The sequence below is a fragment of the Paraburkholderia sp. 35.1 genome (assembly GCF_050436525.1).
GTDB lineage: Bacteria > Pseudomonadota > Gammaproteobacteria > Burkholderiales > Burkholderiaceae > Paraburkholderia > Paraburkholderia tuberum.
The window spans coordinates 1,803,635-1,828,220 of the sequence record NZ_JBNDMJ010000003.1 but is presented as its reverse complement, the minus strand read 5'-3'; the positions used below and the strand labels follow the sequence as shown (position 1 = coordinate 1,828,220).

The following is a 24,586-nucleotide window of genomic DNA, read 5'->3' as shown; positions in this document are numbered from 1 at the left end:
GGCATAGCTCGAACCGAGTGACGGCGACGCGGCTAGCAACAAACCCAATTGTTTGCCGGCAAGTTCTTTTCGCTGCTGCACCAACATGCGCCGCACCACGAGGCCTCCCATGCTGTGGCAGACGAACACGATGGATCCGTGATCAAGCACGCCATCCAATCGGAGTTCCTCGAACACGGCCTTGGCCGCGTCGTTGACGCTGTAAGTACCCGCGTCTGTGCCTGTGCGATAGGTCGACACATATACGCTCGAACCGGACACCGGATCAGCGTCGGCCACCAGCTGAGGCCAATAGGCGCCGCTCTCCTTGTTCATCCAACAGGCCTCGCCTGAGGACAGGACGCCATGAACGAACACGACTGCCGGTTCCGCGGCAGTTTGCCGGACCCATTTTCCCGTCATGACAACTTCCTCTTTCGGCCGTTGCGCAAACTAGGTAGAAATTGTTCGGCATTCTTCAGGAATGCTTCTCGCGACGACGTGTGCCAATCCTTAGCGATATTACCGAAGTCTTGTAGTTGATTTTTATCGGGGAGGCTTTTCGGATTAACTGTTATGCAGCAAACACAATGGTATGACTCGATGTCTAGGAACAAGATTAGTTAGAACTTTCAAAGTCGAAGGCTTTTTTTGCCTTATATGTGCGGTACGACACCAAGTCTATTAAGCTTTTATTGAACGGCAGTGCGTGCTCAAAGACGACGACCGTACCGCTCGGCGGAACATGGCGACCGCATGAACGGGGACGGTCATCGTACGCGAACTCCCGGCGATAGCAGCCACCGTCATCTGGGAATGCAGTGACCTGATCGAGTGACCGCCCTTGAAAGGGGCCGTGGCGGCGACTCCGCTCTGAACGACTAATGGGTCGAACTGAGACGTTCGGTCATTGATTTTTATGCGATCGATTGGGGCGGCGATACAGTCCGACCGTTTCTGCGATCGGCTCAGCAAACGGCGCGGCCAAATTAGGTTTCGGCGTCACTCTCCCGGCGAACGAGATCGGCGCAGCGGGTTACAGCATTGCAATCGCGTCCAGCTTCGCTCGCGTCTTGTCGTGGCGTAGATGTCCGTAATGCTTGTCGATCATGGCAGTCGACGTTCCTGCCAACCTCGCTACGATGAAGCTGTCTGCACCATTCGCAATGAACTCGCTGATGGCCGTGTGCCGAAGGGAGTACATGACGACCGTTGAGGGAAGCTTTGCAGCCAGCACGGCGGTTCTGAAGGGTTTCTTCCACGAATCCTTGTTCCAGCGCTGCCCGAACTCCGTCGCTAGGATGGGCGCGTTCCCTATCTTGTTCTTCGTCTGTTCGGCGAAGAAGGCGATGGCTGCGGACGAAAGGGTAATAACACGGTGCCCAGTTTTGCCCTCAAGAGCGAGAGTCCCTTGCTCACGGGCGAAGTGCCGGACGGACGCATTTGCAAGCTCGCCGGGCCGCGCGCCGGTCAACAGCATAGCGGTCGCCAACTGTCTTATATCGGTGGCACAGGCGCTTATCAAAGCCTTGCGCTGGTCGGCTGAGAGGAACGCTTGTCGTCTGCGGCCCACGTCTTTGAATTTCGCCACGGTTTTCCAGCCAGCGTCCGTCGCGACAAGTCGATCATGTAAGGCGAGATTCAGCGCCGCTTTCAGCGATGCGAGGTTGCGATTTGCACTGTCCTTGGCGCGGCGCAGGTCGTCTTCATCTTCCGCGTCACTCTCGCCGAGTTCAATCTGAACGGATAGCCATGTCTTGATATCCGACGTGCGAAGCTTCGATAGATCGATTTTCCCAATCTTCGCGTCATAGACAAGGCGCCTGAACCGGCCTTCTGCGTCGGCTTTGCTTGACGCGCCTTTGTGCAGGCCAAGGTGCTTTACGTAATGCTCGCATGCCTCCTTGACTGTCATGCCTTTCGACGAAACGCCGGCGTCGATTGCATTGGCCCACTCGCTCGCCGCCTTCACAGCATCGTCGTAGGCGGCGAGGGTGCCGAGTGCCCTGTATTGCTGCTTGCCGTCCTCATTGCGGCGGCGCGCAATCCAAGTTCCTTCGCCCCCGGTCGGCTTGCGGTAACCGACAAACAGTCCTGCTTGAATGCGCGACCAATAAGGCTCGCGGCGCGGTGCGAGCTTATCGCGCGACGTCTTGGAGTTGATTGTTGTGGCCATATTTTTCCGTACGGAATTGGTACGGAAATTCTAGGGTGGACTTCATCGCACGTCAGTGATCTAAAATCATGCAAAATCAGCTACTTATTGCTTGTTGCTGGACTTCCGTGAACTGCAAAAAACGATCATTCCGGCCCTCCGAAGGCAGGGGTTGCTGGTTCGATCCCAGCCGGGCGCACCAGGATTAGGCATGATCCGGGTTCGCAGAAAACCCGATAAAACAAGGCCCTTTGGCGAAAGCCTGGGGCCTTTAGTTTTTTGTCGTGGCGTCAGAACCAACGTCTTGCGCTCCAACATGGCGTGCTTCCAGCATCAGTTGCCGGTCTCATCACACCCCAGCAACGCCGACGACCGGAAAACTTTCTGCGCGAACCCGGAAGCCGCTTCAAGCCACCCTGAAATCCGAGGCCTGCTGAACCAGTTGACCGGCATGGTCGTGCAACGAACTGGCCGCCGCCGCGTTCCGCTGCGTCATCTGGCCCATCTGCGACACCGCCTGGTTCGCCTGCTCGATGCCTTGGTGCTGCTCGTGCTCTGCGCGCCTATGATCGCTGCCGTGGTGTTTCGCAGCATGTGTGACTAGCCTCACCTCAGCGCAAGCGCGGCGTTGATATCACACGCCGAACCACGCAGCGCAAACCTGTCGCACGCGCTCCGCGACTGCGACCCACGGTTCATCCAGCCCTCGCCTGAACAGGCGAACCGTATCGGGATACCACGGCGAGTCGTCACGGCCGTGCATCCACCGCCAGTCCACGTCGCGTGCCGGCAAGAGCACCCAGCATGGTTTGCCGAGCGAGGCTGCCAGATGTGCCGTCGAAGTGTCCACACAGATCAGCAGATCGAGTTGCGAGATGACCGCAGCCGTGTCGGTGAAGTCTTCGAGGTCTGCGCCGAGAGGCAGGATCGGGAGGCTCGCAGGGAATGACAGCGCTTCGTCTTCCCCCGCGCCCTTTTGCAGGCTCACGAATTTCACGCCCGGCAGGCTCCAGAGCGGCGCCAGTGTGTTGAGCAACGGTAGCGAACGGTGCACGTCGTTGTGGTGTTTCGGGTTGCCCTTCCAGACGAGACCCACCCGGTGTCCCGCGCCCAGCACGGCAAGGCGCGCGCGCCAATGCTCGACGCGCGACGGGGCCAGGGTGATGCGCAGGGGAGGCGGAATCGTGTCGAGCGTCGTGCCCAGATACAGCGGTGCGCTGAGCGCGCTGATCCAGCAATCGAAATCGCCGGCGCGCGCCGAGGCTTCGTCATGACTGAGCACCGCGTCGACTCCATCGACATCGGCGAACAGGCGTTGTAGCGGTGCCATACAGGCAAACGCGACGTGCGCGGCGCCCTGAGCCTTCAACAGGCGCAGATAACGCCCGAACTGCAGCATGTCGCCGAGTCCATCCTCCTGCCAAACGAGGAGTGATTTGCCGGCGAGCGGCTCGCCTCGCCAGCGCGGACACCTCAGCATCGACTGCGAGGCGTGATGCGCGAACCCAGCCATCTCGTAGCGGCATTCGTAGAGGAGAAAGCCTTCTTCGAAGCGGCCCATGCTGATGAGCAGCGTGGCGAGACGGAACTTCGCGTCGCCGTAGTCGGGGCGCAGCGCGAGCGCGCCGCGGTAGGCGGCTTCGGCTTGCTCCGGGTCGCCGAGCTCTTTCACGATGCTGCCGATGTTGAAGTGTGTTTCGGCGATGTCGGCACGCAACGTGAGCGCGTGGCGAAACGCCGCGAGAGCCTCGGGCAGGCGCGCTTGCGCAAGCAGCGTGCAACCCAGGTTATTGGCCGCTTCGACGCGGTTCGGCGCGAGCCGAAGCGCCTCGCGATACGCGCATTCGGCATCGACCAGTTTGTCCAGTGCGTGCAGGACGCAGCCGAGGTTGTAGTGCGCCTCGGCGAAGGCGGGGCGCAACGCGAGCGTCTGCCGGTAGGCGCTCTCCGCCTCGGGCAGGCGCTTGAGTTCGGTGAGCACACAGCCGAGATTGTTGAGCGCGTCCGCATAGGCGGGGCGGATCTGAAGCGCGAGGCGGCAAGCCAGCTCGGCTTCCCGGAGCCGGCCGAGCGCCCTGTAAAGCGCCCCCAGGTTGTTCAGTGCCTCGGGATATTGCGGGTGCGCGAGCAGCGCCTGCCGATACGCTTCTTCAGCCTCTTCGATCCGGCCGCGTTCGCGCAACAGATTGCCGAGGTTGTTGTTCGCCTTGGCAAATTGCGGGTTCACGGCGAGCGCTGTGCGATAGGCCGCCTCCGCTTCGTCGAGGCGGCGCTGTTCATGAAGCACGATGCCGAGGTTGTAGTTCGCGTCGACGTGGTCCGGGCGAAGTGCGAGCGCCACCCGGTACGCGGCCTGGGCCGCGTCATGCCGTCCGAGACGGTGCAGCACGATCCCGCGATTGCTGTGGACATCGGCGTCATCGGGGCGTATCGCGGCAAGCCGCCCGTAAACCGCTTCCGCTTCGGCAGGCTGATTGAGGGTCGCGAGCATCGCTCCGAGCCCCAGATACGCGTCGGCGAAATCCGGCTTCGCTTGAATGCAGCGCAACCATAGAGCTTGCGCCTGCGCGGGCTGGCCCACACCCGTGGCGCACATGGCCGCGAGGTTGAGCGCATCGGCGTGCTCCGCGTCCTCCGGCGTGGCCTTCGCGCCGACGAGCGGTGCAAGCAGCGCCAGTGCGTCGGCGAACTGCCCGGTGGCGCCGAGGGCAGTGGCTTCGCTCAGAATGTGCTGGCGCGTGGGGGCAAGTGGGCTCGTAGCGGTCACGGTCGTCGTAGAGGGGCGGTGGATTCGCAGCTTAAGGCATGCGCACGCGCGGTGGCGGCCCGAATTGAGCTGGCAGCTCGGTTCAATTCGACCGATGACGTGCTGCGCGGGCTTTGTCTTTCGAAGCCGTAAGGCCGGGTGCAGATCAAGGGCGATCGGATGCTCAATCAGCATTGCGACGCGAAGTGGCTTCGACGCCTGCGAGCCTTAAGCCGCCGAAGGACGAAGCCTGGCGTCCCCCATCTTGAAAAGCGCCTCCCCACCGCACGCGGGCGAGGGAAGGGCGTCAGCCCAGAGGGTCGCATCAACAAGGCAGCTAAAGTTTTTCCAGGTGGGGTCGTAATCACAAACAAGGCGGCCGGCCAACGAACCGCTGCCGTTACTGGGCCGATGGCCCCATCAGGAGAATGTCAATGCTCGGAATCAACACCAACACCAACTCGCTCGTCGCGCAACAGAACCTGACCGGCTCGGGTAGCGCACTGTCGCAAGCGATCACGCGTCTGTCGTCGGGCAAGCGCATCAACAGCGCAGCAGACGACGCAGCAGGTCTTGCGATCTCGAACATCATGCAGACCCAGATCAACGGTCTGAATCAGGGTGTGTCGAACTCGAACGATGGTACGTCGATGGTGCAAACGGCATCGTCGGGTCTGTCGTCGCTGACTTCGTCGCTCCAGCGTATCCGCCAGCTTGCTACGCAAGCAGCTAACGGTTCGATGACCGACAACGACCGTGCTGCACTTCAACAGGAAGTGAACCAGCAAGTCTCGGAAATCAACCGTATCGCGTCGCAAACGACGTACAACGGCATGAACGTCCTCGACGGCTCGTTGGGCAACGTGTCGTTCCAGGTCGGCGCAAACGTCGGTCAGTCGATCTCGCTGAATCTCTCGCAGTCGATGTCCGCTGCTTCGATTGGCGGCGGCGTTCCGGCAGCGGGCAACACGCTCGGCTCGTTCTCGGTCTCGCTGGATAGCAACGGCGCTGCGGCGGCGGCTGCGGGTATCACGTCGGTCACGGCTTCGTGGGACAACGCTACGAATTCGGTCTCGTACACGGACCAGAACGGTAACGCCATCACCGATGCTTCGACGATCACGGCCTTCGCGAATGCCCCCGCGGCCGAAGTGACCGGTGGCGCCGCGCTTCCGGCTGCAGCAGGTGATGCTTCGCAGACGTGGACGCTTAATACGAACGGCAGCGAGAACGCTACTGTCTCGCAGATCAACGTGATTGCCGACGGTAAGGGCGGCTTCACGCTCACGGACCAGAACGGTAAGGCCTTGACTAACGCTGTTGCTACCGCAGTCTTCCAAGGCGGTACTATTGGTACGGACAGCAACGGCAATACCACGCTGACTGGCGAAACCGGTGCGGCTATGTCGACCGACGTCGAAGCGGTAACGGGCGCTATCGCGACCGCGAATCAAGTGGCCGGCGATAACCCGAATCTCGATGCTGCGGGCAAGACTACAGACGCAATGGGCGCGACCATCGACAAGCTGAGCCAGTCGAACACGGTTTCGCAGATCGACATCTCGACCAAGGACGGCGCTTCGGCAGCAATGCTGACCATCGACAACGCGCTGAACGCTGTCAACAACCTGCAAGCAACGCTCGGCGCCGCACAAAACCGCTTCAGCGCAATCGGCACGACGCAGCAAGCTCAGTCGACCGACCTGTCGACCGCACAATCGTCGATCCAGGACGCCGACTTCGCACAAGAAACGGCTAACCTGAGCAAGGCACAGGTTCTGCAACAAGCCGGTATCTCGGTGCTGGCACAAGCGAACTCGCAGCCGCAGCAGATCCTGAAGCTCCTCCAGTAAGGCGCTTCCCGCTGCAGGCAGCCGGCGCGCGGCTCGATGCGCGCCGGACGCAAACCCGTCGGGAGGCTCGCCTCCCGATTGTCTTTTCCCGCGTTACCCCGCTTGTTAAATCGCTTTAACCGGCATTGCCGACGCACGGAGCCTCCTCATGTCCACCGTAACCGGATCGACCTCCACCGTAACCGGATCCACCACCAGCGCGATCGCGAGTGCAGTCGCCACCACGACAGCCGACGCCAACGCCACGGTGCAGGCAGCCGCCCAGTCGATCATTAGCGGCTCGACCAATTCGTCGATGGACACAAGTTCGCTCGTTACCGCGCTCGTCAACTCGAAGTCTGCCGGCCAGGCCGCGACCATCGCTGCCGAGCAGACTGCGGACAACACGCTGATCTCGGCCTACGGCACGCTCTCCGCGGCACTGTCCGCGTTGCAGGCCGCCGCCGAGCCGCTCAGCGACGGTGCGACGCTCAACTCGTTCTCGTCCACCTTGAGCGGCAGCGGCGTTACCGCCACGGCCAGCACGGGCGCGGTGGCAGGTTCGTACTCGCTCAATGTGGCGCAGGTCGCCACGTCGCAAGTGCTCACCTCGGCGGGCTACAGCTCGACCAAAAACCTGGCTTCCGGCGCGGCCACGATGGCCCTGACGGTCAACGGCAAGACCAGCACGATTTCCCTGAATAGCTCGAACAGCACGATTGCCGGCATTGCATCGGCGATCAATTCGGCCAACGACAATCCCGGCGTGGTCGCGACCGTGGTGACCGGCGCGGACGGCGCGCATCTCGTGCTGCAATCGACCTCGACCGGCGCGTCGAGCGGCATCAGCATCGCGATCAACGATTCGAGCTCGACCGACGGCCTGAACAAGCTCGCGGTGACGACCACCAACGGCAAGGCGATCTCCAGCGCGAGCGACCTCACCGCTCAAGTTTTGGATAGCAGTGGCAACCCGGTTCTCGATAGCAACGGCAACCCGGAGACCTACAACCCCAGCCAGTCGACCATTTCCGGCACAGGCTGGACCCAGACGCAGGCCGCCCAGGATGCGTACTTCACGCTCGGCGGCGTAGGCGTAACCAGCTCCTCGAACTCCGTGACGACGGCCGTGTCCGGCGTGACGCTGAACCTCACGGCAGCGGCGGTCGGCACCACGCAGACGCTCACGATCGCGCAGAACACCAGCGCGGAGTCCTCGGCGATCAACAATTTCGTCAGCCTCTACAACACGCTCGTCACGACGATGGGGGCGCTGACGGCGTACAACGCGAACTCGACGTCGCAGGGCGTGCTAATCGGCGATTCCACGTTGAGCACGATCCAGAACCAGCTCGCCAAGATCGTGAGCGGCGGCGTGGGCACCGGCACCTCGCAGACGACGCTTGCCGCGATCGGCATTACGCTCCAGGCGGACGGCACGCTGTCGGTGGACAACACGACGCTCAGCAATGCGTTGCAGAACAACCAGTCGGTTGTAGCCTCGCTGTTCAATTCGACCAACGGCATCGCCGCGCAACTGGACGACAGCATCACAAACTACACCTCGTCCGGCGGCATCATTCAAAACCGTACGGACGCGATCAACGCCGACCTGACTAGCCTCTCGAACCAGCAGACGACGCTTACAGCGTGGCAGGCTCAGCTCACCAGTATGTATACCGCGCAGTTCACAGCGCTCAACTCACTGATGGCAACGATGAACAACAACTCGCAATACCTCACGCAACTGTTCGGTGGCACCAACAGCGCAGGCGCGCTCGCCACGAACAAGAGCTGAGCGCGACGAGGAGCGAGCCATGCAGAACGTCGCCCCGATCGAGCGCATCTGGCAGATAACGAAAGACCTCGAACTGGCGGTCGCTGTTGGCGAGTGGGAGCGGGCCGCGCAGCTCGCGGACGAGCGCTCGCCCCTCCTGACGGCGCTCGGCGCGCCCCAGCCGCAGGAGGTCATCGTGCGGCTCAAGGAGATCCACGAGATCGACAGCCGCATCGTCGAGGCCGCGCAGGCCGCGCAGCAGGTGCTGGGCGCCGAGTATCAGGCGAGCATGCAAGCGAGCCGCAACGCCGGGCAGTATTTGAGCATGGCGCGGTACTGAAGCAGGAGCAACGGTTCATTGCGTCCTTCGCGGCGCAATGGCGTACTCTGGCCCGCCTTGTGCGGGCTTTTTCTTTTCCGTTTCTTTGCCCTGAGAGTTCATCGAAGGCAAATTGGCGGCCGTTTTGGCGCTAGCTCGGACGATCGGCGTAATTGGCCGCCGCCCATAATTCGAACGTTCCGAGCTCTTGACGCGTACGCGCGCCTTCGTCATGACCGCCTTCCTCTCTCCGGGCTGCACCGCCACACCTGCTGCCAAATTGCAGCAGAATCAAGACATTTCGCTCACCATGCAGCGCGCGATCGAACATCATCGCCAGCAGGAATATGACGAGGCGGCCGCGCGCTATGCCTCCGTCCTGGAGGCCGCGAGCGATCACCCCGACGCGCACTACCACCTCGGCGTGCTGCTCGTGCAAACGGGGCGGCCCTCCGAAGCAGTGCCGCATTTCGAGGCGGCGCTTGGGCAGATGCCGAAAAATGGGCAGATCTGGGTCTACTACATCAACGCCCTCGTCGCCAGCCAGCAGACCGAGGCGGCGCGCGTCGTGCTCGACCTCGCGCGGCATCAAGGCCTGCCCGAGGCGGCCGTCCAGATGCTGCACGCGCGCATCAGTGGGGAAGAAGCGCCGCTCCCGGCCACGCCGGAGCCCGAGGCTGCGACCGCTCCCGCTCCCCAGGCTGATGCGAGCGGGAGCGACTCGCGCCCCCCTGCGGCATCCGATACGGACGAGCGCGTGAAGCTCGATACGCGCCGCGCAAGCCTCAAGGAGATGCGCCAGCTCCAGCATCTCTTCAACAGCGGGAAATTCGAAGCGGCGCTGAATGTGTCCCGCCGCCTGACGCATCAATATCCGTCGCATGGCGAATGCTGGTACGAACTTGGGCGTGTCCTGCAACGCACGGGCCGCTACAACGAGTCCGTCGAGGCAGCCGAGCACGCCGCCCGCTTGCTGCCCAACTTCATTGCCGCCCGGACGATGCTGACTGACGGGCTGATCACCACCCGCCAGTATCAGCAAGCCGAAACGCATTGCCGCCAAGCGCTCGAAAAATATCCCGAAAGCGCCGTGCTACATCGCAACCTGGGTACCGCCTTACAGGAGATGGGCCGGTACGCCGAGGGGATCGTCCATCTCCGCCGTGCCGTGGAACTGGCGCCGAACGACGCCCTCGTTAGTACGACGCGTTTGCCCTCTTGTTGCTCAAGCATGGTCTGTACGACGAAGCCGAAACCGCCTTCCGCCGTGCGCTCGAACTGGCACCGATGCAGGCGATAACCCACAGCAACCTGCTGTTCAACCTGATGCACAAGCCGGACCTCGATGCGCTCAGCGCATTCGCGGAGTTCCGCGAGTTTGCAGCGCGCCACGAAGCGCCGCTGCGTGCGCGTCGGCCCCGGCACACCAATGACCGCGATCCGTCGCGGCGCCTGCGAGTCGGTTTTGTTTCCGGCGATCTGCTCGGTCACCCGGTTGCGTATTTCTTCCTGTCGGTGCTAGAGCATCTGGCGCTCGATTCGAGTCTGTCACTGCACATCTATTCGAACTACGCGGTGACCGACGGCTTCACCGAGCAGATTCGTGCGCATGCGCAGACGTGGAGCGAAATCTTCGGCATGAGCGACGACGCAGTCGTGCAGAAGATCCGCGACGACGGCATCGATATCCTCATCGACCTGTCCGGCCATACCGGCCGCAACCGGCTCGTGGCCTTCGCGCACAAGCCGGCGCCGGTCCAGGCGAGCTGGATCGGCAATCCGGCCACGACGGGCCTGGATGCCGTCGACTATTACCTGTCGGACCGTTTTGTCACGCCGCTCGAACAATTCGAGCGCCAGTTCTCGGAAAAGCTCGTGTTCCTGCCGGCGCTCGCGCCGTTCAAGCCGCACCCGCAAGCGCCGGACGTCAACGAGTTACCTGCCCTGAAAAACGGCTTCATCACGTTCGGCAGCTTCAGCCGCATCGTCAAGATCGGGCCTGAAGTCGTGGCGCTCTGGGCACGCGTGCTGCGCGAGGTACCGGATTCGCGCATGGTCATCGGCGCGATTACGGCACGGGAGCAGATGGACAAGCTGACCGGGCTGTTCGCGAGCGAAGGGATCGACTTGAGCCGTATCAGTTTTCTGCAGCGCGGGAATGTTCCGACTTACCTGCAGCAGCACAATCTGATCGACGTCTGTCTCGACACGTTGCCCTTCGGCAATTCGACCACGACCATGCAAGCGTTGTGGATGGGCGTGCCCACCATGACCCTGCCCGGCGTTTCGATGGCGAGCCGCGGCAGCACGGGGTGGCTCTCGCACCTCGGGCTCGACTCAGCCTTCGTTGCGCAGGACAAGGACGACTTCGTGCGCAAGTGCGCCGCGCTGGCCGCCGACCCCGAAGCGCTCGCGGTAGTGCGCGGCGAGCTGCGCGAGTACTGTAGACAGTCGGTCCTGATCGACGCCGCCGCGATCTCCAACGCCGCCTCGCGCGCGTTTCGCATCATGTGGCAGCGGTGGTGCGACGGACTGGAGCCTGAGCATTTCGAGGTTCTGGCGCATGTCAGCAATGCGCACACCGCCGGGGACAGCCCAGCAGGCCTGTCGCCCGAGCAGCGCGCCGCGCTGGCCGGTGAATTCGTCGATACGCTCACGCTCCTGCTCGACAAGCAGCAGTTTGCCGAGGCCGAAGCTGTAGCCCGCCAGTTCACCACGCTCTTGCCAGAAATCGGCAAGGCATGGCACATGCTGGCGACGTCGCTACGGCAGCAAGGGAAACCCTTTGAGGCACTGGAGCCTTTGCGCAAGGCCAATACTCTGCTGCCGAACGACAGGAACATCCGCCAGGAACTGAGCCGAGTCTCACAATACGTGAGCGATCTTGAGCGCATCGCGCCGGTCAACCAGGCTGAGCCAGCGAGCGAGCTGGCAGCGCTCAGGGCGGATAGCCGGCAATACCGGCATCCAGTCGGCGCCCTGATCGCCAACGTGCCGGTTCTGATCCCGACTTTTAACAACGTCACATATCTGCGCCGGATGGTGTCGCAGCTCCAAGGCAGAGGATTGCGCAATCTCATCGTCGTGGACAACGCATCGAGCGCCCCCGGTATGCTCGACTACCTCGCCAGCATCCAGGATACGGTGAGCGTCGCACGGCTCGACCACAATGTCGGGCCGCGCGCGTTCTTGCTTTCAGACGTCATCTATCACCGGCTGCCGGACATTTTCTGCATTACCGATCCCGATCTCGAACTGAATCCCGAGTTGCCCGATACTTTCCTGTTCGACCTGATAGACGCCACGGAAGCTTTGAAAATCGGCAAGGCCGGCTTTGCTCTCGACATCTCGCAACCCGCGCTGATGGACGAGAAAGCACTCTCCATCATGCAGTCGGACGGCGTGAAGAACTATGGGCTGATCGACTGGGAAGCACGCTTCTGGCAACAGCAGATCGCGGCGAGCGCCAACGGTGACCCGATCTTTCGCGCGCCGATCGATACGACCTTTGCGGTCTACAACAAGCGGTACTTCCGCCGCGAAACTCATCTGGCTGCGGTGCGTTTCGGTGGACGGTACACGTGCAGGCATCTGCCCTGGTACAAGGACAACGGACTGGATGCTGCGGAGGATCAGTACTACCGCAAACACCAGGCATGGTCCACGTTCCTGAAGTGACCATTGCGCCTGGTCGGTCAACTAAAGCTTTGTTGCGGGCACGTGGGGTAGAGCAGTAGTTCAGGCGACAGACTATCGGCGGTGCTAATGCCTGGTATCCCGTAGCCATGGGCGTGCACTTAATGAGGGCCAACTAGCCAACCTCTCCCGCACCCGCTCGACCACCTCTTCCGCCAGAGTGGCGCGAGCAACGCGACCGCCGGCAACGACCGGTTTGCGTCGTTGTGATGTTGCGGCTTGCCCCGCCAAACGAGACCGACGCGCAATTCCGGCGGCAGCGCATCGAGCAGCGCGAGCTTTGTCGAGGGGCTGGGGTGCGTGGCAGCGGCGCTACGACCAAGGGGCTGAGCGGGCGCTTTGGGAGCGCGCTTGAAAAATATGCGCTGTGCGGCTGCGCTTGCGGGGAGGCTGGTGTGCCTGGCGGCGTGTGCCAGCCTCTCGCCCACACCAGGGATTGATGTATTGGAAGAGCGACAGGTTCTGCGCGGACGAGAAGGTTTTCTGCGACGCCTCCGCCTACCGAAGCCAGGATCGTGACCACGTTCGAGTACGAGTTGCAGAGCCGCGCCTCGCCCGTCGTGAGCGCGTTATCGAACGCCGCCGTACCCGCAGGCGTGTTGCCTGTTGGCGCTCGCATTGCCGGGCGTCACGCTGATCGCGTCGCCGTCCTTCGGGCGTACTCGAGATCGGGACGCTCAAGACGGAGCCGGCCACAATTACCGAGACGTCTGTGTACGTGCCTAACGTGCCCTTGCCCTGATTGGACGAGCCGGCCGCGGCGACGTAGGCGGAGCCGTCTGCCTGCACGCTCTGGATCTGGAACACCGTCTGACCGTTGTCGATGATCGTGATCTGCCGCGGGACCGACACCTGCACGTAGCGCGTGCCCGCGTCGCGGTTGTTCGTGACGCTGCCGCCGGCGGCATTCGTGAACACCAGCGGTGTTCTGAATAAACTTGAGACGCGCGCAAACTATTGCGCCATCTTTTGCGCCATGCATCGACCGCGTTCAAGCGCGAGGCATGCGGCGTAGCCTTCGTGCCCGGGGCTGCAACGTAGTGCAAGGCGGCGTATGCTCAACGGTCCCGGGTTTGCCCGGCCATTTCCCGCATTGCGTTCGCCCACTCATACCTGGAGCCATCATGGAACTACGCAGGATCGGCACTTCCTCGTTGCAAGTCGCCCCGCTCATGTTCGGCGGCAACGTATTCGGCTGGACGGCCGATGAAGCCACCTCTTTCTCGATCCTCGACGCGTTCGTTGAAGCCGGACTCAATTTCATCGACACCGCCGATGTCTACTCGGCCTGGGTGCCCGGCAACCAGGGCGGCGAGTCGGAGACGATCCTCGGCAAGTGGTTCCATCAGAGCGGCAAGCGCGAGCGGATCGTGCTTGCGACCAAGGTGTCGAAGCATCCGCAGCGCAAGGGGCTATCGGCCGCAAATATCCAGGCGGCGGTCGAAGACTCGCTGCGCCGCCTGCAAACCGATTACATCGACGTCTATTTCTCCCACGACGACGACACCGCGACGCCGCTCGCCGAAACGCTCGGTGCGTATCAGAAGCTGATCGAGGCGGGCAAGGTGCGCGTGATCGGCGCGTCTAACTATAGTGGCGCGCGCGTCGAGGAAGCGCTCGCGGTATCGCGCGAGCACGGGCTGCCCGGGTATCAGTTGCTGCAGCCCGAATACAACCTGTACGACCGCGCGCAATACGAGAGCGACAGCGAGCCGGTGGCGCTCGCGAATCATCTCGGCGTGGTCGTTTATTACAGCCTCGCGAGCGGGTTCCTGTCAGGCAAATACCGCAGCGAGGCCGATCTGGCCGGCAAGGCGCGCGGGAGCCGGGTCGAAAAATACCTGAACGGGCGCGGCTTGCGGATTCTCGGCGCGCTCGACCGCGTCGCGCAACGGCACGGCAGCACGCCGGCCGCGATCGCGCTTGCATGGCTGATCGCGCGCCCGAGCGTTACGGCCCCTATTGCGAGCGCAACCTCGGTCCAGCAGTTGAAGAGCCTGGTCGCGGCCGTCCAGCTATCCCTCTCCGCCGACGATATTCGTGAGCTGGACGAAGCGAGCGCCTGATAAGGCGAACACCTCGGCCGCCAACGCGGGGGCGATCCGCGCCAGGGAATAGCCTGGCGCAATCGGTAAACCCCTGGTAGGATGGAGAGTTTCCTGATATGATCGGGAGTGAATTGAGATCTTTGCCTGTTTCGTCAGTGTTCTTCGTTGATGAAAGGTTGGCGAAACGGCAACTGACGCGGCTTTTGCATTACGTCTGTCCGCGTTCCGCGGTGAACTCCCCACCTCTCTTTTCCGGCCTCCGTGGCCGCTTTGCCTCTCGCTTCATTCGTGGTTTGGCCGGGGTTGTTTATCAGCCTCGCGTTTGCCTGTTACTGGCCATGAATCGGAGCGACCGGAGGGCCGGCGCGTGAGTGGTGACCTGAGCGGTTACCGCCATGCAATTAAACCCGTATCTAGTGATTGAGTTAGGAATTACATGACGACGATTCTTCTGAAGGAAAACGAGCCGTTCGAAGTGGCAATTCGCCGCTTTCGTCGCGCAATCGAAAAGAATGGCCTGATCGCTGAACTGCGTGAACGCCAGTCGTACGAAAAGCCGACCACGGCTCGCAAGCGCAAGAAGGCAGCAGCTGTTAAGCGCCTGCACAAGCGTCTGCGCAGCCAGATGCTGCCGAAAAAGCTGCACTGAACACGCTTTTTTAGATACGCCGAACGGCGGTGTGGGCTTCGAAAGAAGCCACATCGCCGTTTTGCTTTTATAGCGTCGGATTTTGCCCCTGCGTGCAGCCGTTACGCCGCGCTCCTCAGCCGCTCGGCCGACGGCCTGAACTCGCGCGCGATCGAGCCCAGCCGGTCGTGCCACTCCCATGTGCCGAACACGTCGTGCACGTTTTGCAGGCAACTGAGCAAGGCGATGGTCACCGGGTCGTATACGTTGATGCGGGCGCGAAGCAGCGCTTTTTTCAGCGCGGCCAAGCCGACATCCATGTAAGCGGGCACTTCGGCCGGTGGCTTGCCGATGAAGCGCACCGGAACGCCTTCCATTGCGGTCATGTAATCGCGCGGCTTGATCAGGGTGCCGACCGGGCAGCCGCCGCAATAGCCGCGGCAGGCGCCGACGCCCTCAGTAGCAATGCAGCGCGTTTCTGTTCGAACAGATGCGTGACGGACTGATCGTAAATGTCCTGGTGGGTCAGGAAGCTAAGTGTTTTCATGGTTGGTCTCCCGCGTCCGAGGCGGTAGTTATTTGTTGTTGAGCGCGCATCGCCTGAGCGCATGGCGACGAGTATCCGCCGTGCGTCGTCCGACGAAGGGCCGACTACGAGCATGAAAGGGCGCCAATTCACGCGTTTGCGCGTCCCGCGGACGCCGTGGCCTCACCTCGCCTTCCGACCACGCCCCTTCTTGCCCAGCGACACGCATCGCTCACGACACATGCAGGTCGTCTCATGATCGTTGACCATGCCGATCGCCTGCATGAATGCGTAGCAGATCGTCGAACCGACAAATTTGCAGCCGTAGCGCTTGAGCGCCTTGCTTAGCGCGTCGGATACTTCCGTCGACGCAGGTGCATGCTTATACGAAGTCCATTCGTTTTGAATCGGCGTGTCGTCGACGAATGACCACACGAAGTTCGCGAGCGAGCCATGTTCGGCCTGAATCTGCTGCACAGCGCGCGCGTTCAGGATGGCCGCCTCGATTTTGCCGCGATGTCGAACGATGCTTTCATCGGCGACGAGCGCATCCACGCGCTTCGGCGTGAAGGCCGCGACCTTGTCGATGTCGAAGTCGGCGAATGCACGACGGTAGCCGATGCGCTTGTTGAGGATCGTCGACCATGACAAACCGGCCTGCGCGCCTTCGAGCACGAGCATCTCGAACAGGTGCTGGTCGTCGCGCGAGGGCACACCCCATTCGGTGTCGTGGTACCGTGCGAGCGCTTCGCTCGATACCCAGTTGCATCGTTGTGTCACTGTCGTGCCCCCGCCTGGTCATGTCGTTCGCCAGCATAGCGGAAGCGGTGTGCGCCGCAAGCTGGCCAATCGGCTAATTGTGCGATTCAAACTGACCTGCCACGCTAAGCGTTATTCACCCACGGAACTGATTCGATTCGATGAACCACGACTTCTTTCTGATCGGCGTCGACGGCGGCGGCACCGGCACGCGCGTCGTGCTCGCCGACGCGCAGGGTCGCGAACTGGTGCAAGCGGCAAGCGGCCCATCGGGCCTTGGGCTCGGCATCCCGCGCGCATGGCAGTCCATTCAGGCCGCCTGCGGCGAAGCGTTCCAGCGAGCCGGAGTCGCGCTGGACTGGTCGCGCTGCGTGCTCGGTTGCGGACTGGCGGGCGTCAACAATCGCGACTGGCTCGCCGAGTTTCACCAGCAGGCGCCGCGGCTCGCCGGACTGGCCGTCGAAACCGACGCCTACACGACCCTGCTCGGCGCGCACGACGGCGCGCCCGGCGTGATCGTCGCACTCGGCACCGGCAGCGTCGCGGCTTCGCTCGCGAGCGACGGCGAATTCCGCATGGCCAGCGGCTACGGCTTTCCATCGGGCGACGAAGCGAGCGGCGCATGGCTCGGCCTTCGGCTGATCGTGCACGCGCAACAGGCGCTGGATGGCCGCGTTGCCGTCGACGATCTCACGCAAGCGCTGCTCGCGCATACCGGCGCGCGGGATCGCGACAGTCTCGTCGTGTGGCTGTGCACGGCCAATCAGACTGCCTACGCGCGGCTCGCGCCGATCGCGATCGAACACCGCGCACATCCGTTCGCGGCGCGGCTGCTCGGCGAGGCCGGCGTCGAAGTCGGCAAGATGATCGCCGCGCTGGACGCGACGGGCGCGCTGCCGGTCGCGTTATGCGGAGGCCTCGGTACGCCGTTGCGCGAGTACGTGCCGCAGGCGTATCAGGCGCGCCTGCGCGAGCCGCGCGCGGATTCGGCGCATGGCGGCTTGCAACTGGCGCGGCGCGAGGCGCAGCGGCTGGCTCGGGGAGACCTGTAAAATACCCGCTTTGCCGCTGCCTCGACGGTTCAGCCGCCGGACTCACCATGTATAAAGTCATCGCCACGGATCTCGACGGCACACTGCTCAATGCCGATCACCAGGTAGACCCGTTCACGGTCGCCACGGTGCGCAAGCTCGAAAGCGACGGGCTGCAGTTCGTGATCGCCACCGGGCGGCATTACTGCGACGTCGCGGGCATCCGCGATCTGCTCGGCATCAATCCGTATCTGATCACCTCGAACGGCGCGCGCATTCACGCGCCTGGCAACACGGTGATCCACGCCGACGATTTGCCGCCGGCGATCGTTCAGCGTCTCGTGCAGCCCGAAATTGTCGGCGCGCATGGTCGAGTGATCGTCAGTCTGTTTGCAGACGAGGCGTGGCTCATCGACCGCGACGCGCCCCATCTGCTGGAATTTCACCAGGATTCCGGCTTCACGTACGAAGTGACCGACCTGCCGAAGCACGATGGCGTCGACATTGCCAAGGCGCTGTATATCGGCGATCCCGCCGATCTCGCGCAGGTGGCCGCCAATCTGGAACGCGACTTCGGCGAGCGACTGTACGTGACGTATTCATTGCCGGATTGTCTCGAAGTGATGACCGCGAATGTGTCGAAGGGGCGCGCGCTGCAGATCGTGCTCGAGCGTCTCGGTGTCGACGCGTCGCACTGCGTCGCGTTCGGCGACAACATGAACGATATCGATCTGCTCGAGACGGCCGGCCATCCATTCATGATGAACAACGCCAATCCCGATCTGATCACCCGTCTGCCGCATGTGCCGCGCATCGGCAACAATTTCGAGGCGGGCGTTGCGCATCATCTGCGCAAACTGTTTGCGCTCAACGACGAACTGGCATCTTGAACCGTGGTCACTGCGATTGAAAGCGGCCCGCATCCGCTCGCGTGGATGCGGGCCGCAAAAGTTCCTCCCGAAGCGCGCAGCGTGCGCTCCGCTTGCGCTCGTCAATCCCGCCAGCCGCGGTGCTCGCCTCGATTGTCATGACCCCAGCGATGGTTGTCGTGACCCCAGCCGCGATCATCGCGGTGATAGTCGCGGTAGTAGTCACCACGCGGGTAGCGATGATCCCAGCCGCCGTAATACACCGGCTCCGGCGCCGCGTAGACGCGCGCGGGCGCTGCATAAACCGGGGCGCCGAGCGATAGGCCGACGCTCAGATCCGTATGCGCCTGCGCGACACCGCATGCGCCCGCCGCGAGTCCGGCAGCAACCAGCAAGTGAGTGACGATGCGTTTCATGTTGGTCTCTCCTGTGAGGCGACGTAGGTTTGTCGCGCAGGACCAATGTACGCACTCGAGGCGGGCAGGACTGCGACCAGATGTTACGGACTGCAAGCATCGTCGAAGTCATCGAAGCTAGAAAAAAACGCTCGCGCGGACGTTGCGCGCAAATACCTTACTTCGCTTGCAGCCGCGCCGCACGGGGCTTTGCGGCGGATCAATTCAAGCCGGCAGGCGGCTCGTCGCGCACGCACGCCGCTTGCCGCGCCGGCGCACGTAAACACGGCTTACATCTGTATTGCTCAATTAATCCGCCGCGGGCGCCGAAGCGGCCGAAGTTGCGGAAGAGGCCGCCCCTGCCGAAGATGCCGACACTCCCGGCAAGGCCGCGCAAGGGCAATCGGTTGCCCGCCCGTCGAGCCCTTCGCGATCGTGTTTGAAGCTCGCGCGCGGCGTGCCGTTCTGCCAGTCGAGTCGGACGATATAAATGCTGTCGAAGTCGTCGCTTTGCCATTTCGGCACGTCGGCCGCGCGACCGCCATGCGTGCTCAACATCTGCCGCAACAGCTTCTCGATCAGCTTGTGCTCCCAGGCAACGACGATCAGCTTGCCGCGATTGGCCGGGTCGACGAGCGCGTTGCCGAGCTGGTCGATCTGCGCAAAACCGTACGGTGTTTGGACCGGCATCTGGAATTGAATCGCGGTCGGTTCGATCGTCGCGAGCGGGCGCACGTAATAGTACGGATGACCGCCGTCGTCTTTTTGCTGGCCGGGGTCGGGTGCGTAGATCGCATCGGGCTTGCCGAATTTGGCGGCGATCACGGCCGGCAACGCGAGCGCACGGTTGAGCCCCTGGCAGTCTAGCTGGCCGTACCCCTGCGCGGGTTTCTCGCCGTGTCGAACGAATATGAGGGTTTCGATATTGCCGCCCGCCGCGGCAACAACGGGGGCCGCGGTCGCAACGACGGTCGCCGTGTTCGTCGCCGCGGACGCGGCCGGCCACGCCATCGTGCTCGCGCACAGGCCGCCGAGCGACAGTGCGACGCCATGCAGGAATCCGCGGAAACGGTTCATCGAAAACACCTGTGCGAGGCTGGGAAGTCGCCCGATTCTAGCAGCGGTGCCCACCGGCACGCGGCCGGCGCGGCATTCATATCGCATTGGCGAGCGCAATGAATAATGGGCGCCGAGGCGCCCATTCATACCCACTACGCGACGATCGCGAGACCGGGGCGTCGAACTGGCCGTCAGTCGAGCGCCAGCTTGCGCGCATCGCTGCTGCGATCCTCGGCGATCAGCGGATAGACGACACCCGCGATCACCGCACCGATGATCGGCGCAACCCAGAACAGCCACAGCTGATCGATCGCCACGCCGCCGACGAATAGCGCCGGGCCCGTCGAGCGCGCCGGATTGACCGACGTGTTGGTGACAGGAATCGAGACCAGATGGATCAGCGTCAGGCACAGGCCGATCGCGATGGGCGCGAAGCCGGCCGGCGCGCGGCGGTCGGTCGCGCCGAGAATCACGAACAGGAAGAAGCCAGTCATGACCACTTCGCAAATGAAGGCAGCGGCGAGCGAGTAGTGACCCGGCGATTGCTCGCCGTAACCGTTCGTCGCGAAGCCGCTCGCGACCAGGTCGAAGCCAGGCTTGCCCGACGCGATCAGCGACAGTACGAATGCGCCGAGCACCGCGCCGACCACCTGCGCGACGACATAGGGCAGAAGATCGCGCACCGGAAATCGGCCGGCGACGGCCAGTCCGACGCTCACCGCCGGATTCAGGTGGCAGCCTGAAATGTGGCCGATCGCAAAAGCCATCGTCAGCACGGTCAGGCCGAAGGCCAGCGACACGCCGACGAAGCCGATGCCCAATCCGTGAACCGGCCCGGCGAAGTTGGCGGCGAGGACCGCGCTGCCGCAGCCTCCGAGCACGAGCCAGAAGGTGCCGAGCAATTCGGCAACGAGGCGCTTTGACAACTGCATTTTTGGTGATCCTAAAAAGAATGGGTACTTCAGAAGCACGCATCGAAAAGGGCGAGTACGTACCTTGAGCGCGCAATTCTAGGCAGACAGCGCCAAATTGAGTGTCAAAGATTGTCAATCCGCACAGAATTTATAAACTATTGCGAGATAAAGCGCAGGTTTTACAATTCACACTCTTTAATAATTATCAGAGGAAAATTCGCTAAACCGGTATTAGTCGCCATTGCGAATTTTTATAATTGCAGCTAGTCTGCGGTCGAATGAGTTCTAGAAAAGGGGAGAACCGAATGTCTCAATATGCAGACCTCAAGGCGCAGATTGCCAAATTGCAGGCACAGGCAGAAGAAGCGCGACGCACGGAAATCGACAATGTCGTCGCCGACATCCGCCAAAAGATCGCCGAATACGGTCTGACCGCGCAGGATCTCGGTTTCGCGGTCGCCGCCAAGCGCGGCCGCCCGCCCAAGAAGACGCCGCTGCCGGCGAAATATCAGGACCCGAAGTCGGGCAATACATGGAGCGGGCGCGGCAAGCCGCCCAAATGGATCGTCGGCAAGAATCGCGAGCGATTTCTGATTGGCTCGGCGTGACGCTCGCCCGACCTGATGTGAGACGAGGTGAAGGCGGTCTGAAGGTTTCTTTGCTGTTTGGCTTATTCGCCGCTCGCAAATCCACCGTGGAAGCGCAACCATCCCTGTATTAAAAAAGCCGCCCATACAGGGCGGCTTTTTCGCGTCCGGCAGCCAAAAGACTTCGTTTTTCGCTCGCGCAAACGATTCCGATGCCGGACTCGCCGCTATTGTGGCGTTATAAGCGAAGGTTCACAGCGCCGCTTCAATGCGGGCCGAAAACGGCCAGCCGTAAAAGCGCCGGCCGTTTTCAGGCGCGCCTAGCCGACCGCGACCTGGCGCAATACCGGGCGCCGCGACGTTTCAATCAAGGCGGAATAGCCGTCGATATAGTTCTGCGCCATCGTTTTCGAACTGAAGCGGCGTTCGAACTGGGCGCGGATTTCGATGCGCGACAGCTCGTCGAGACGCTGCAGAGCCGCTACCGCGCCTTGCACGTCCTCGACGATATAGCCGGTCACGCCGTGGTCGATCACCTCAGGCACGGAGCCGCGGTTGAACGCGATAACCGGCGTGCCGCAGGCCATCGACTCGATCATCACGAGGCCGAACGGCTCGGACCAGTCGATCGGGAACAGCAGCGCCTTCGCGCCCGACAGAAACTCGGGTTTCTGCGCCTCGTTGATCTCGCCGACGAACTCGACATGCGCCATCGACAGCAGCGGCTCGATCTCGCGCTTGAAGTACTCCATGTCGACCTTGTCCACCTTGGCGGCGATCTTCAGCGGCAGACCGCTTTGCGCGGCGATCCTGATAGCTGTATCGACGCGTTTTTCCGGGCAGATGCGGCCGAGGAACGCGAGATATTCGGGCTTCTTGTGCGGCTGCGGCGTCAGCAACTGGTCCGGCAGACCGTGATAGATCGTGTTGAGCCAGTTGGCCTGCTGCAGCGGCAGACGCTGCGAATCCGAAATCGACACGACCGGCACATGCGAGAACGCGTCGAACACCGGCTGTAATTCCGGCAGGTCGAGACGACCGTGCAGCGTGGTCACGAACGGCGTGTCCATCGTCGTGAACAGGGGGAACGGCAGGTAGTCGAGATGAAAATGCAGCACGTCGAACTCGTGCGCGATCTTGCGGACCTTTTCCATCATCAGCACGTGCGGCGCCAATGCATCGCGAATCGTCGGATCGAGGCGCAGCGCGCGCGGCCAGCATGCCTCGAGATTGGCGGACGTGACCGAGTCGCCGCTCGCGAACAGCGTGACGTCATGGCCGAGCTCGACCAGCGCTTCGGTCAGATACGACACGACACGTTCGGTGCCGCCATAGAGTTTCGGTGGGACAGCTTCGTAGAGCGGCGCGACTTGTGCGATTCGCATGCGTTTTCTCCTGTGTCGATCAGAGTTAGCGCTGTGGCGCCGACCCGGATCCCATGCGGATTTTTGATACTTACCGGGGCTTCGCACCACGGCTGAATGGCGCGTGGTACGTCTGCCTAACCGGACGGTTGGGCGCGGTTTGCCCCGCCCGAGGGTGCTCCGAAATAGCTATCGGGTAATCCCTTAGCCTTCATTATCGGGATCGACCGCGGTAATTCGAGTTATTTTTCAAACGCTTAATGTTGTTACAGCGCGAAACATCGACCGTTACAGCTGCCGCGCAAGGTCGAGCCGCCAACAGGTCCCCATCATCGGGAAGCGTAATTCCACCGACTTAATCAGGCTCGACAGGCGAAATGCACCGTAGCAAGCGGCGGACCCGAGGGTCGGGATGCGCCGGGAAAGATCTCTAACCGAGCCAGATTGCAGCCGGGTGAAAACGTCTTATAATTCTTTTCCACCGTTTTACGGTGCGGCGGCGAAGTTCTGAAAACTCACCATCCGGTACACGCCGCAGCCGTATAAATTCCCAGCGCGCATCGTCAGTCCCGCCCCGCGCATCAATTCGACCCAATTCGTGCCTCGCCGCAACCCGGGTTGTAGGAATAATTCCTACACAAATGACGGATTAATCCGTCACCCAGCTGGGGTGTCTCTCCGATTTTCGGCTGTGCCCCCTTTCGAGACAATGCTTGCAAGACCAGAGACGAGCGGATTCGCGCGGATTCAGCGCGCGCGTTCGAGCAAACGTTTCCGCAAAAAATCGGCCTGACCAGCCGGGCATACGAACGGGGGAAATCATGAGCACGACTAGCCATATGCTCAGTGAGATCAGGGAAGTCAATCTTTCCTATCTGCTGCTCGCCCAGCGTCTGCTGCGCGAAGACAAGCCGATGGGCATGTTCCGCATGGGTATTTCGGACCAGCTGGCCGACGTGCTCGCCAATCTGTCGTTGGCGCAGACCGTCAAGCTCGCGGCGTCCAACCAGATGCTGTGCCGCTTCCGCTTCGACGATCACGCGGTGCTGTCCGCCCTCGCGGACAAGGACAAGTCCAGCGCGATGGCGCAGGCTCATTCGGCGATCCTGATGGCGAGCCAGCCGGTCGAGCAGATCGGCTGATGGCCAGTAAGAGCGTCGTACTCGAAGTCCGGGAAATCACCCTCGCGATCGAGCTGATCGAACTGGGCGCGCGTCTGCAATTGCTGGAGGCGGAAACCAGCCTGTCGCGCGACCGGCTCGTCAAGCTGTACAAGGAATTGAAAGGGGTGTCGCCGCCCAAGGGCATGCTGCCGTTTTCGACCGACTGGTTCATGACCTGGCAGCCGAACTTTCATTCGTCGCTGTTCTACAACATCTACCGTTTCATGGCCGGTCACGGCGGCTGCCGCGCGATCGAATCGATCGTGAAGAGCTACCGGCTGTATCTCGAGCACGTGCAGTTGCACGACGACGAGCCGGTGCTCAGTCTCACGCGCGCCTGGACGCTGGTGCGCTTCTTCGACTCGGGCATGCTGCAGATGAGCGCCTGCCGCCGCTGCGGCGGCCACTTCGTCGCGCACGCGCACGATCCGCAGCACGGGTTCGTTTGCGGGCTGTGTCAGCCGCCGTCGCGCGCGGGCAAGACGAAGAAGGCGGCGCAAACGCGGGCCGAGCGGCAAATCGCCGTCGCCGGAGTCCCGGCCGAGGTGCCGCAAGTGTCCGACGCGCGAGCTCACGAGGCCCGCTGCCCCGCCCCCACGCTCGATACCGTCGTCACCGCCGACGTCTGAGCAGCACGCGTTGAGGCAGCGCAAGCCTCTGGTTTACACCGGACTCGAGCGCCGTCTTTTTCCCCAAAGTTTTCCGCCCCGGTGCCGTAAACCTGACTAACGACGGTAAC

General features: G+C 62.3%; 20 protein-coding genes and 2 pseudogenes. 13 read left to right on the top strand and 9 right to left on the bottom strand.

Features of this window, described 5'->3' with window-relative positions:
- Together OKW27_RS28620 and OKW27_RS28615 are read right to left on the bottom strand one after the other, a co-directional pair.
- A pseudogene (locus tag OKW27_RS28620) lies at positions 1 to 315 on the bottom strand (hypothetical protein); the annotation flags it as partial.
- A 700-nt stretch (positions 316 to 1,015) separates the two neighbouring features.
- A complete protein-coding gene (locus OKW27_RS28615; protein ID WP_429335482.1) occupies positions 1,016 to 2,155 on the bottom strand; it encodes a tyrosine-type recombinase/integrase in 1,140 nt (379 codons plus the stop codon).
- A 91-nt stretch (positions 2,156 to 2,246) separates the two neighbouring features.
- Here OKW27_RS28615 and OKW27_RS28610 point away from each other — a divergent pair, with 91 nt between their 5' ends.
- Positions 2,247 to 2,738: a hypothetical protein gene (locus OKW27_RS28610; protein WP_429335481.1), complete on the top strand. Its 492-nt coding sequence runs from the start codon at positions 2,247 to 2,249 to the stop codon at positions 2,736 to 2,738.
- Positions 2,739 to 2,768: 30 nt separating this feature from the next.
- Here the strand turns inward: OKW27_RS28610 and OKW27_RS28605 are convergent, their stop codons facing one another.
- A complete protein-coding gene (locus OKW27_RS28605) occupies positions 2,769 to 4,901 on the bottom strand; it encodes a tetratricopeptide repeat protein (RefSeq protein WP_429335480.1) in 2,133 nt (710 codons plus the stop codon).
- Between the two features lie 413 nt (positions 4,902 to 5,314).
- Here OKW27_RS28605 and OKW27_RS28600 point away from each other — a divergent pair, with 413 nt between their 5' ends.
- From OKW27_RS28600 to rpsU, 7 genes are all read left to right on the top strand, one after another.
- The gene (locus OKW27_RS28600) at positions 5,315 to 6,733 is read left to right on the top strand and encodes a flagellin (protein ID WP_429335479.1); all 1,419 of its coding nucleotides are present in this window, start codon (positions 5,315 to 5,317) and stop codon (positions 6,731 to 6,733) included.
- Between the two features lie 148 nt (positions 6,734 to 6,881).
- On the top strand, positions 6,882 to 8,510 hold the full coding sequence (fliD, locus tag OKW27_RS28595; RefSeq protein WP_429335478.1) for a flagellar filament capping protein FliD: 1,629 nt from the start codon (positions 6,882 to 6,884) through the stop codon (positions 8,508 to 8,510).
- Between the two features lie 19 nt (positions 8,511 to 8,529).
- Positions 8,530 to 8,829, top strand: a complete 300-nt coding sequence (locus tag OKW27_RS28590; protein ID WP_184051749.1) for a flagellar protein FliT — start codon at positions 8,530 to 8,532, stop codon at positions 8,827 to 8,829.
- 211 nt (positions 8,830 to 9,040) lie between these two features.
- Positions 9,041 to 10,108 carry a tetratricopeptide repeat protein gene (locus OKW27_RS28585; protein WP_429335477.1) on the top strand — a complete coding sequence of 356 codons (1,068 nt, stop codon included), beginning with the start codon at positions 9,041 to 9,043 and terminating at the stop codon, positions 10,106 to 10,108.
- Positions 10,027 to 12,486 carry a hypothetical protein gene (locus OKW27_RS28580; RefSeq protein ID WP_429335476.1) on the top strand — a complete coding sequence of 820 codons (2,460 nt, stop codon included), beginning with the start codon at positions 10,027 to 10,029 and terminating at the stop codon, positions 12,484 to 12,486. The genes OKW27_RS28585 and OKW27_RS28580 overlap by 82 nt, the downstream gene beginning before the upstream one ends.
- 1,142 nt (positions 12,487 to 13,628) lie before the next feature.
- A complete protein-coding gene (locus OKW27_RS28575) occupies positions 13,629 to 14,570 on the top strand; it encodes an aldo/keto reductase (protein ID WP_090802459.1) in 942 nt (313 codons plus the stop codon).
- A gap of 418 nt (positions 14,571 to 14,988) precedes the next feature.
- A complete protein-coding gene (rpsU, locus tag OKW27_RS28570; protein ID WP_006050883.1) occupies positions 14,989 to 15,201 on the top strand; it encodes a 30S ribosomal protein S21 in 213 nt (70 codons plus the stop codon).
- Between the two features lie 101 nt (positions 15,202 to 15,302).
- Here rpsU and OKW27_RS28565 read toward each other — a convergent pair.
- A pseudogene (locus OKW27_RS28565) lies at positions 15,303 to 15,727 on the bottom strand (hypothetical protein).
- A gap of 162 nt (positions 15,728 to 15,889) precedes the next feature.
- Positions 15,890 to 16,486 carry a DNA-3-methyladenine glycosylase I gene (locus tag OKW27_RS28560; protein WP_090802461.1) on the bottom strand — a complete coding sequence of 199 codons (597 nt, stop codon included), beginning with the start codon at positions 16,484 to 16,486 and terminating at the stop codon, positions 15,890 to 15,892.
- Positions 16,487 to 16,626: 140 nt separating this feature from the next.
- Between OKW27_RS28560 and OKW27_RS28555 the strand changes: the two genes are divergently transcribed.
- On the top strand, positions 16,627 to 17,517 hold the full coding sequence (locus OKW27_RS28555) for a BadF/BadG/BcrA/BcrD ATPase family protein (protein WP_090802463.1): 891 nt from the start codon (positions 16,627 to 16,629) through the stop codon (positions 17,515 to 17,517).
- Between the two features lie 47 nt (positions 17,518 to 17,564).
- Entirely contained in the window at positions 17,565 to 18,386 is an 822-nt protein-coding gene (locus OKW27_RS28550; protein ID WP_090802464.1) for a Cof-type HAD-IIB family hydrolase, read from the top strand.
- A gap of 101 nt (positions 18,387 to 18,487) precedes the next feature.
- On the opposite strand, the gene OKW27_RS28545 is transcribed toward OKW27_RS28550, so the two are convergent.
- The 3 genes from OKW27_RS28545 to aqpZ form a co-directional block, all read right to left on the bottom strand.
- Entirely contained in the window at positions 18,488 to 18,781 is a 294-nt protein-coding gene (locus OKW27_RS28545) for a PXPV repeat protein (protein WP_090802466.1), read from the bottom strand.
- Between the two features lie 288 nt (positions 18,782 to 19,069).
- The gene (locus OKW27_RS28540; RefSeq protein ID WP_429335475.1) at positions 19,070 to 19,837 is read right to left on the bottom strand and encodes a histidine phosphatase family protein; all 768 of its coding nucleotides are present in this window, start codon (positions 19,835 to 19,837) and stop codon (positions 19,070 to 19,072) included.
- Positions 19,838 to 20,010: 173 nt separating this feature from the next.
- On the bottom strand, positions 20,011 to 20,751 hold the full coding sequence (aqpZ, locus tag OKW27_RS28535; RefSeq protein WP_184065992.1) for an aquaporin Z: 741 nt from the start codon (positions 20,749 to 20,751) through the stop codon (positions 20,011 to 20,013).
- A 287-nt stretch (positions 20,752 to 21,038) separates the two neighbouring features.
- On the opposite strand from aqpZ, the gene OKW27_RS28530 reads away from it, so the two are divergent.
- Positions 21,039 to 21,341, top strand: coding sequence for an H-NS family nucleoid-associated regulatory protein (locus OKW27_RS28530; RefSeq protein ID WP_013090908.1), 303 nt, complete (start codon positions 21,039 to 21,041; stop codon positions 21,339 to 21,341).
- A gap of 299 nt (positions 21,342 to 21,640) precedes the next feature.
- On the opposite strand, the gene OKW27_RS28525 is transcribed toward OKW27_RS28530, so the two are convergent.
- The gene (locus OKW27_RS28525) at positions 21,641 to 22,705 is read right to left on the bottom strand and encodes a glycosyltransferase family 4 protein (protein ID WP_090802471.1); all 1,065 of its coding nucleotides are present in this window, start codon (positions 22,703 to 22,705) and stop codon (positions 21,641 to 21,643) included.
- 800 nt (positions 22,706 to 23,505) lie between these two features.
- Here OKW27_RS28525 and flhD point away from each other — a divergent pair.
- On the top strand, positions 23,506 to 23,826 hold the full coding sequence (gene flhD / locus OKW27_RS28520) for a flagellar transcriptional regulator FlhD (RefSeq protein ID WP_090802472.1): 321 nt from the start codon (positions 23,506 to 23,508) through the stop codon (positions 23,824 to 23,826).
- Positions 23,826 to 24,476 carry a flagellar transcriptional regulator FlhC gene (flhC, locus tag OKW27_RS28515; protein ID WP_429335474.1) on the top strand — a complete coding sequence of 217 codons (651 nt, stop codon included), beginning with the start codon at positions 23,826 to 23,828 and terminating at the stop codon, positions 24,474 to 24,476. The genes flhD and flhC overlap by 1 nt, the downstream gene beginning before the upstream one ends.
- Positions 24,477 to 24,586 lie beyond the last annotated feature (110 nt).

What these genes read in the sequence shown, in the direction of transcription:
- OKW27_RS28555 (WP_090802463.1), top strand. Translation starts at nt 16,627, where the DNA reads ATGAACCACGACTTCTTTCTGATCGGCGTCGACGGCGGCGGCACCGGC.
- OKW27_RS28525 (WP_090802471.1), bottom strand. Translation starts at nt 22,705, where the DNA reads ATGCGAATCGCACAAGTCGCGCCGCTCTACGAAGCTGTCCCACCGAAA.
- rpsU (WP_006050883.1), top strand. Translation starts at nt 14,989, where the DNA reads ATGACGACGATTCTTCTGAAGGAAAACGAGCCGTTCGAAGTGGCAATT.
- OKW27_RS28530 (WP_013090908.1), top strand. Translation starts at nt 21,039, where the DNA reads ATGTCTCAATATGCAGACCTCAAGGCGCAGATTGCCAAATTGCAGGCA.
- fliD (WP_429335478.1), top strand. Translation starts at nt 6,882, where the DNA reads ATGTCCACCGTAACCGGATCGACCTCCACCGTAACCGGATCCACCACC.
- OKW27_RS28545 (WP_090802466.1), bottom strand. Translation starts at nt 18,781, where the DNA reads ATGAAACGCATCGTCACTCACTTGCTGGTTGCTGCCGGACTCGCGGCG.
- flhD (WP_090802472.1), top strand. Translation starts at nt 23,506, where the DNA reads ATGAGCACGACTAGCCATATGCTCAGTGAGATCAGGGAAGTCAATCTT.
- OKW27_RS28585 (WP_429335477.1), top strand. Translation starts at nt 9,041, where the DNA reads ATGACCGCCTTCCTCTCTCCGGGCTGCACCGCCACACCTGCTGCCAAA.
- OKW27_RS28615 (WP_429335482.1), bottom strand. Translation starts at nt 2,155, where the DNA reads ATGGCCACAACAATCAACTCCAAGACGTCGCGCGATAAGCTCGCACCG.
- OKW27_RS28590 (WP_184051749.1), top strand. Translation starts at nt 8,530, where the DNA reads ATGCAGAACGTCGCCCCGATCGAGCGCATCTGGCAGATAACGAAAGAC.
- OKW27_RS28540 (WP_429335475.1), bottom strand. Translation starts at nt 19,837, where the DNA reads ATGAACCGTTTCCGCGGATTCCTGCATGGCGTCGCACTGTCGCTCGGC.
- aqpZ (WP_184065992.1), bottom strand. Translation starts at nt 20,751, where the DNA reads ATGCAGTTGTCAAAGCGCCTCGTTGCCGAATTGCTCGGCACCTTCTGG.
- OKW27_RS28550 (WP_090802464.1), top strand. Translation starts at nt 17,565, where the DNA reads ATGTATAAAGTCATCGCCACGGATCTCGACGGCACACTGCTCAATGCC.
- OKW27_RS28575 (WP_090802459.1), top strand. Translation starts at nt 13,629, where the DNA reads ATGGAACTACGCAGGATCGGCACTTCCTCGTTGCAAGTCGCCCCGCTC.
- OKW27_RS28600 (WP_429335479.1), top strand. Translation starts at nt 5,315, where the DNA reads ATGCTCGGAATCAACACCAACACCAACTCGCTCGTCGCGCAACAGAAC.
- flhC (WP_429335474.1), top strand. Translation starts at nt 23,826, where the DNA reads ATGGCCAGTAAGAGCGTCGTACTCGAAGTCCGGGAAATCACCCTCGCG.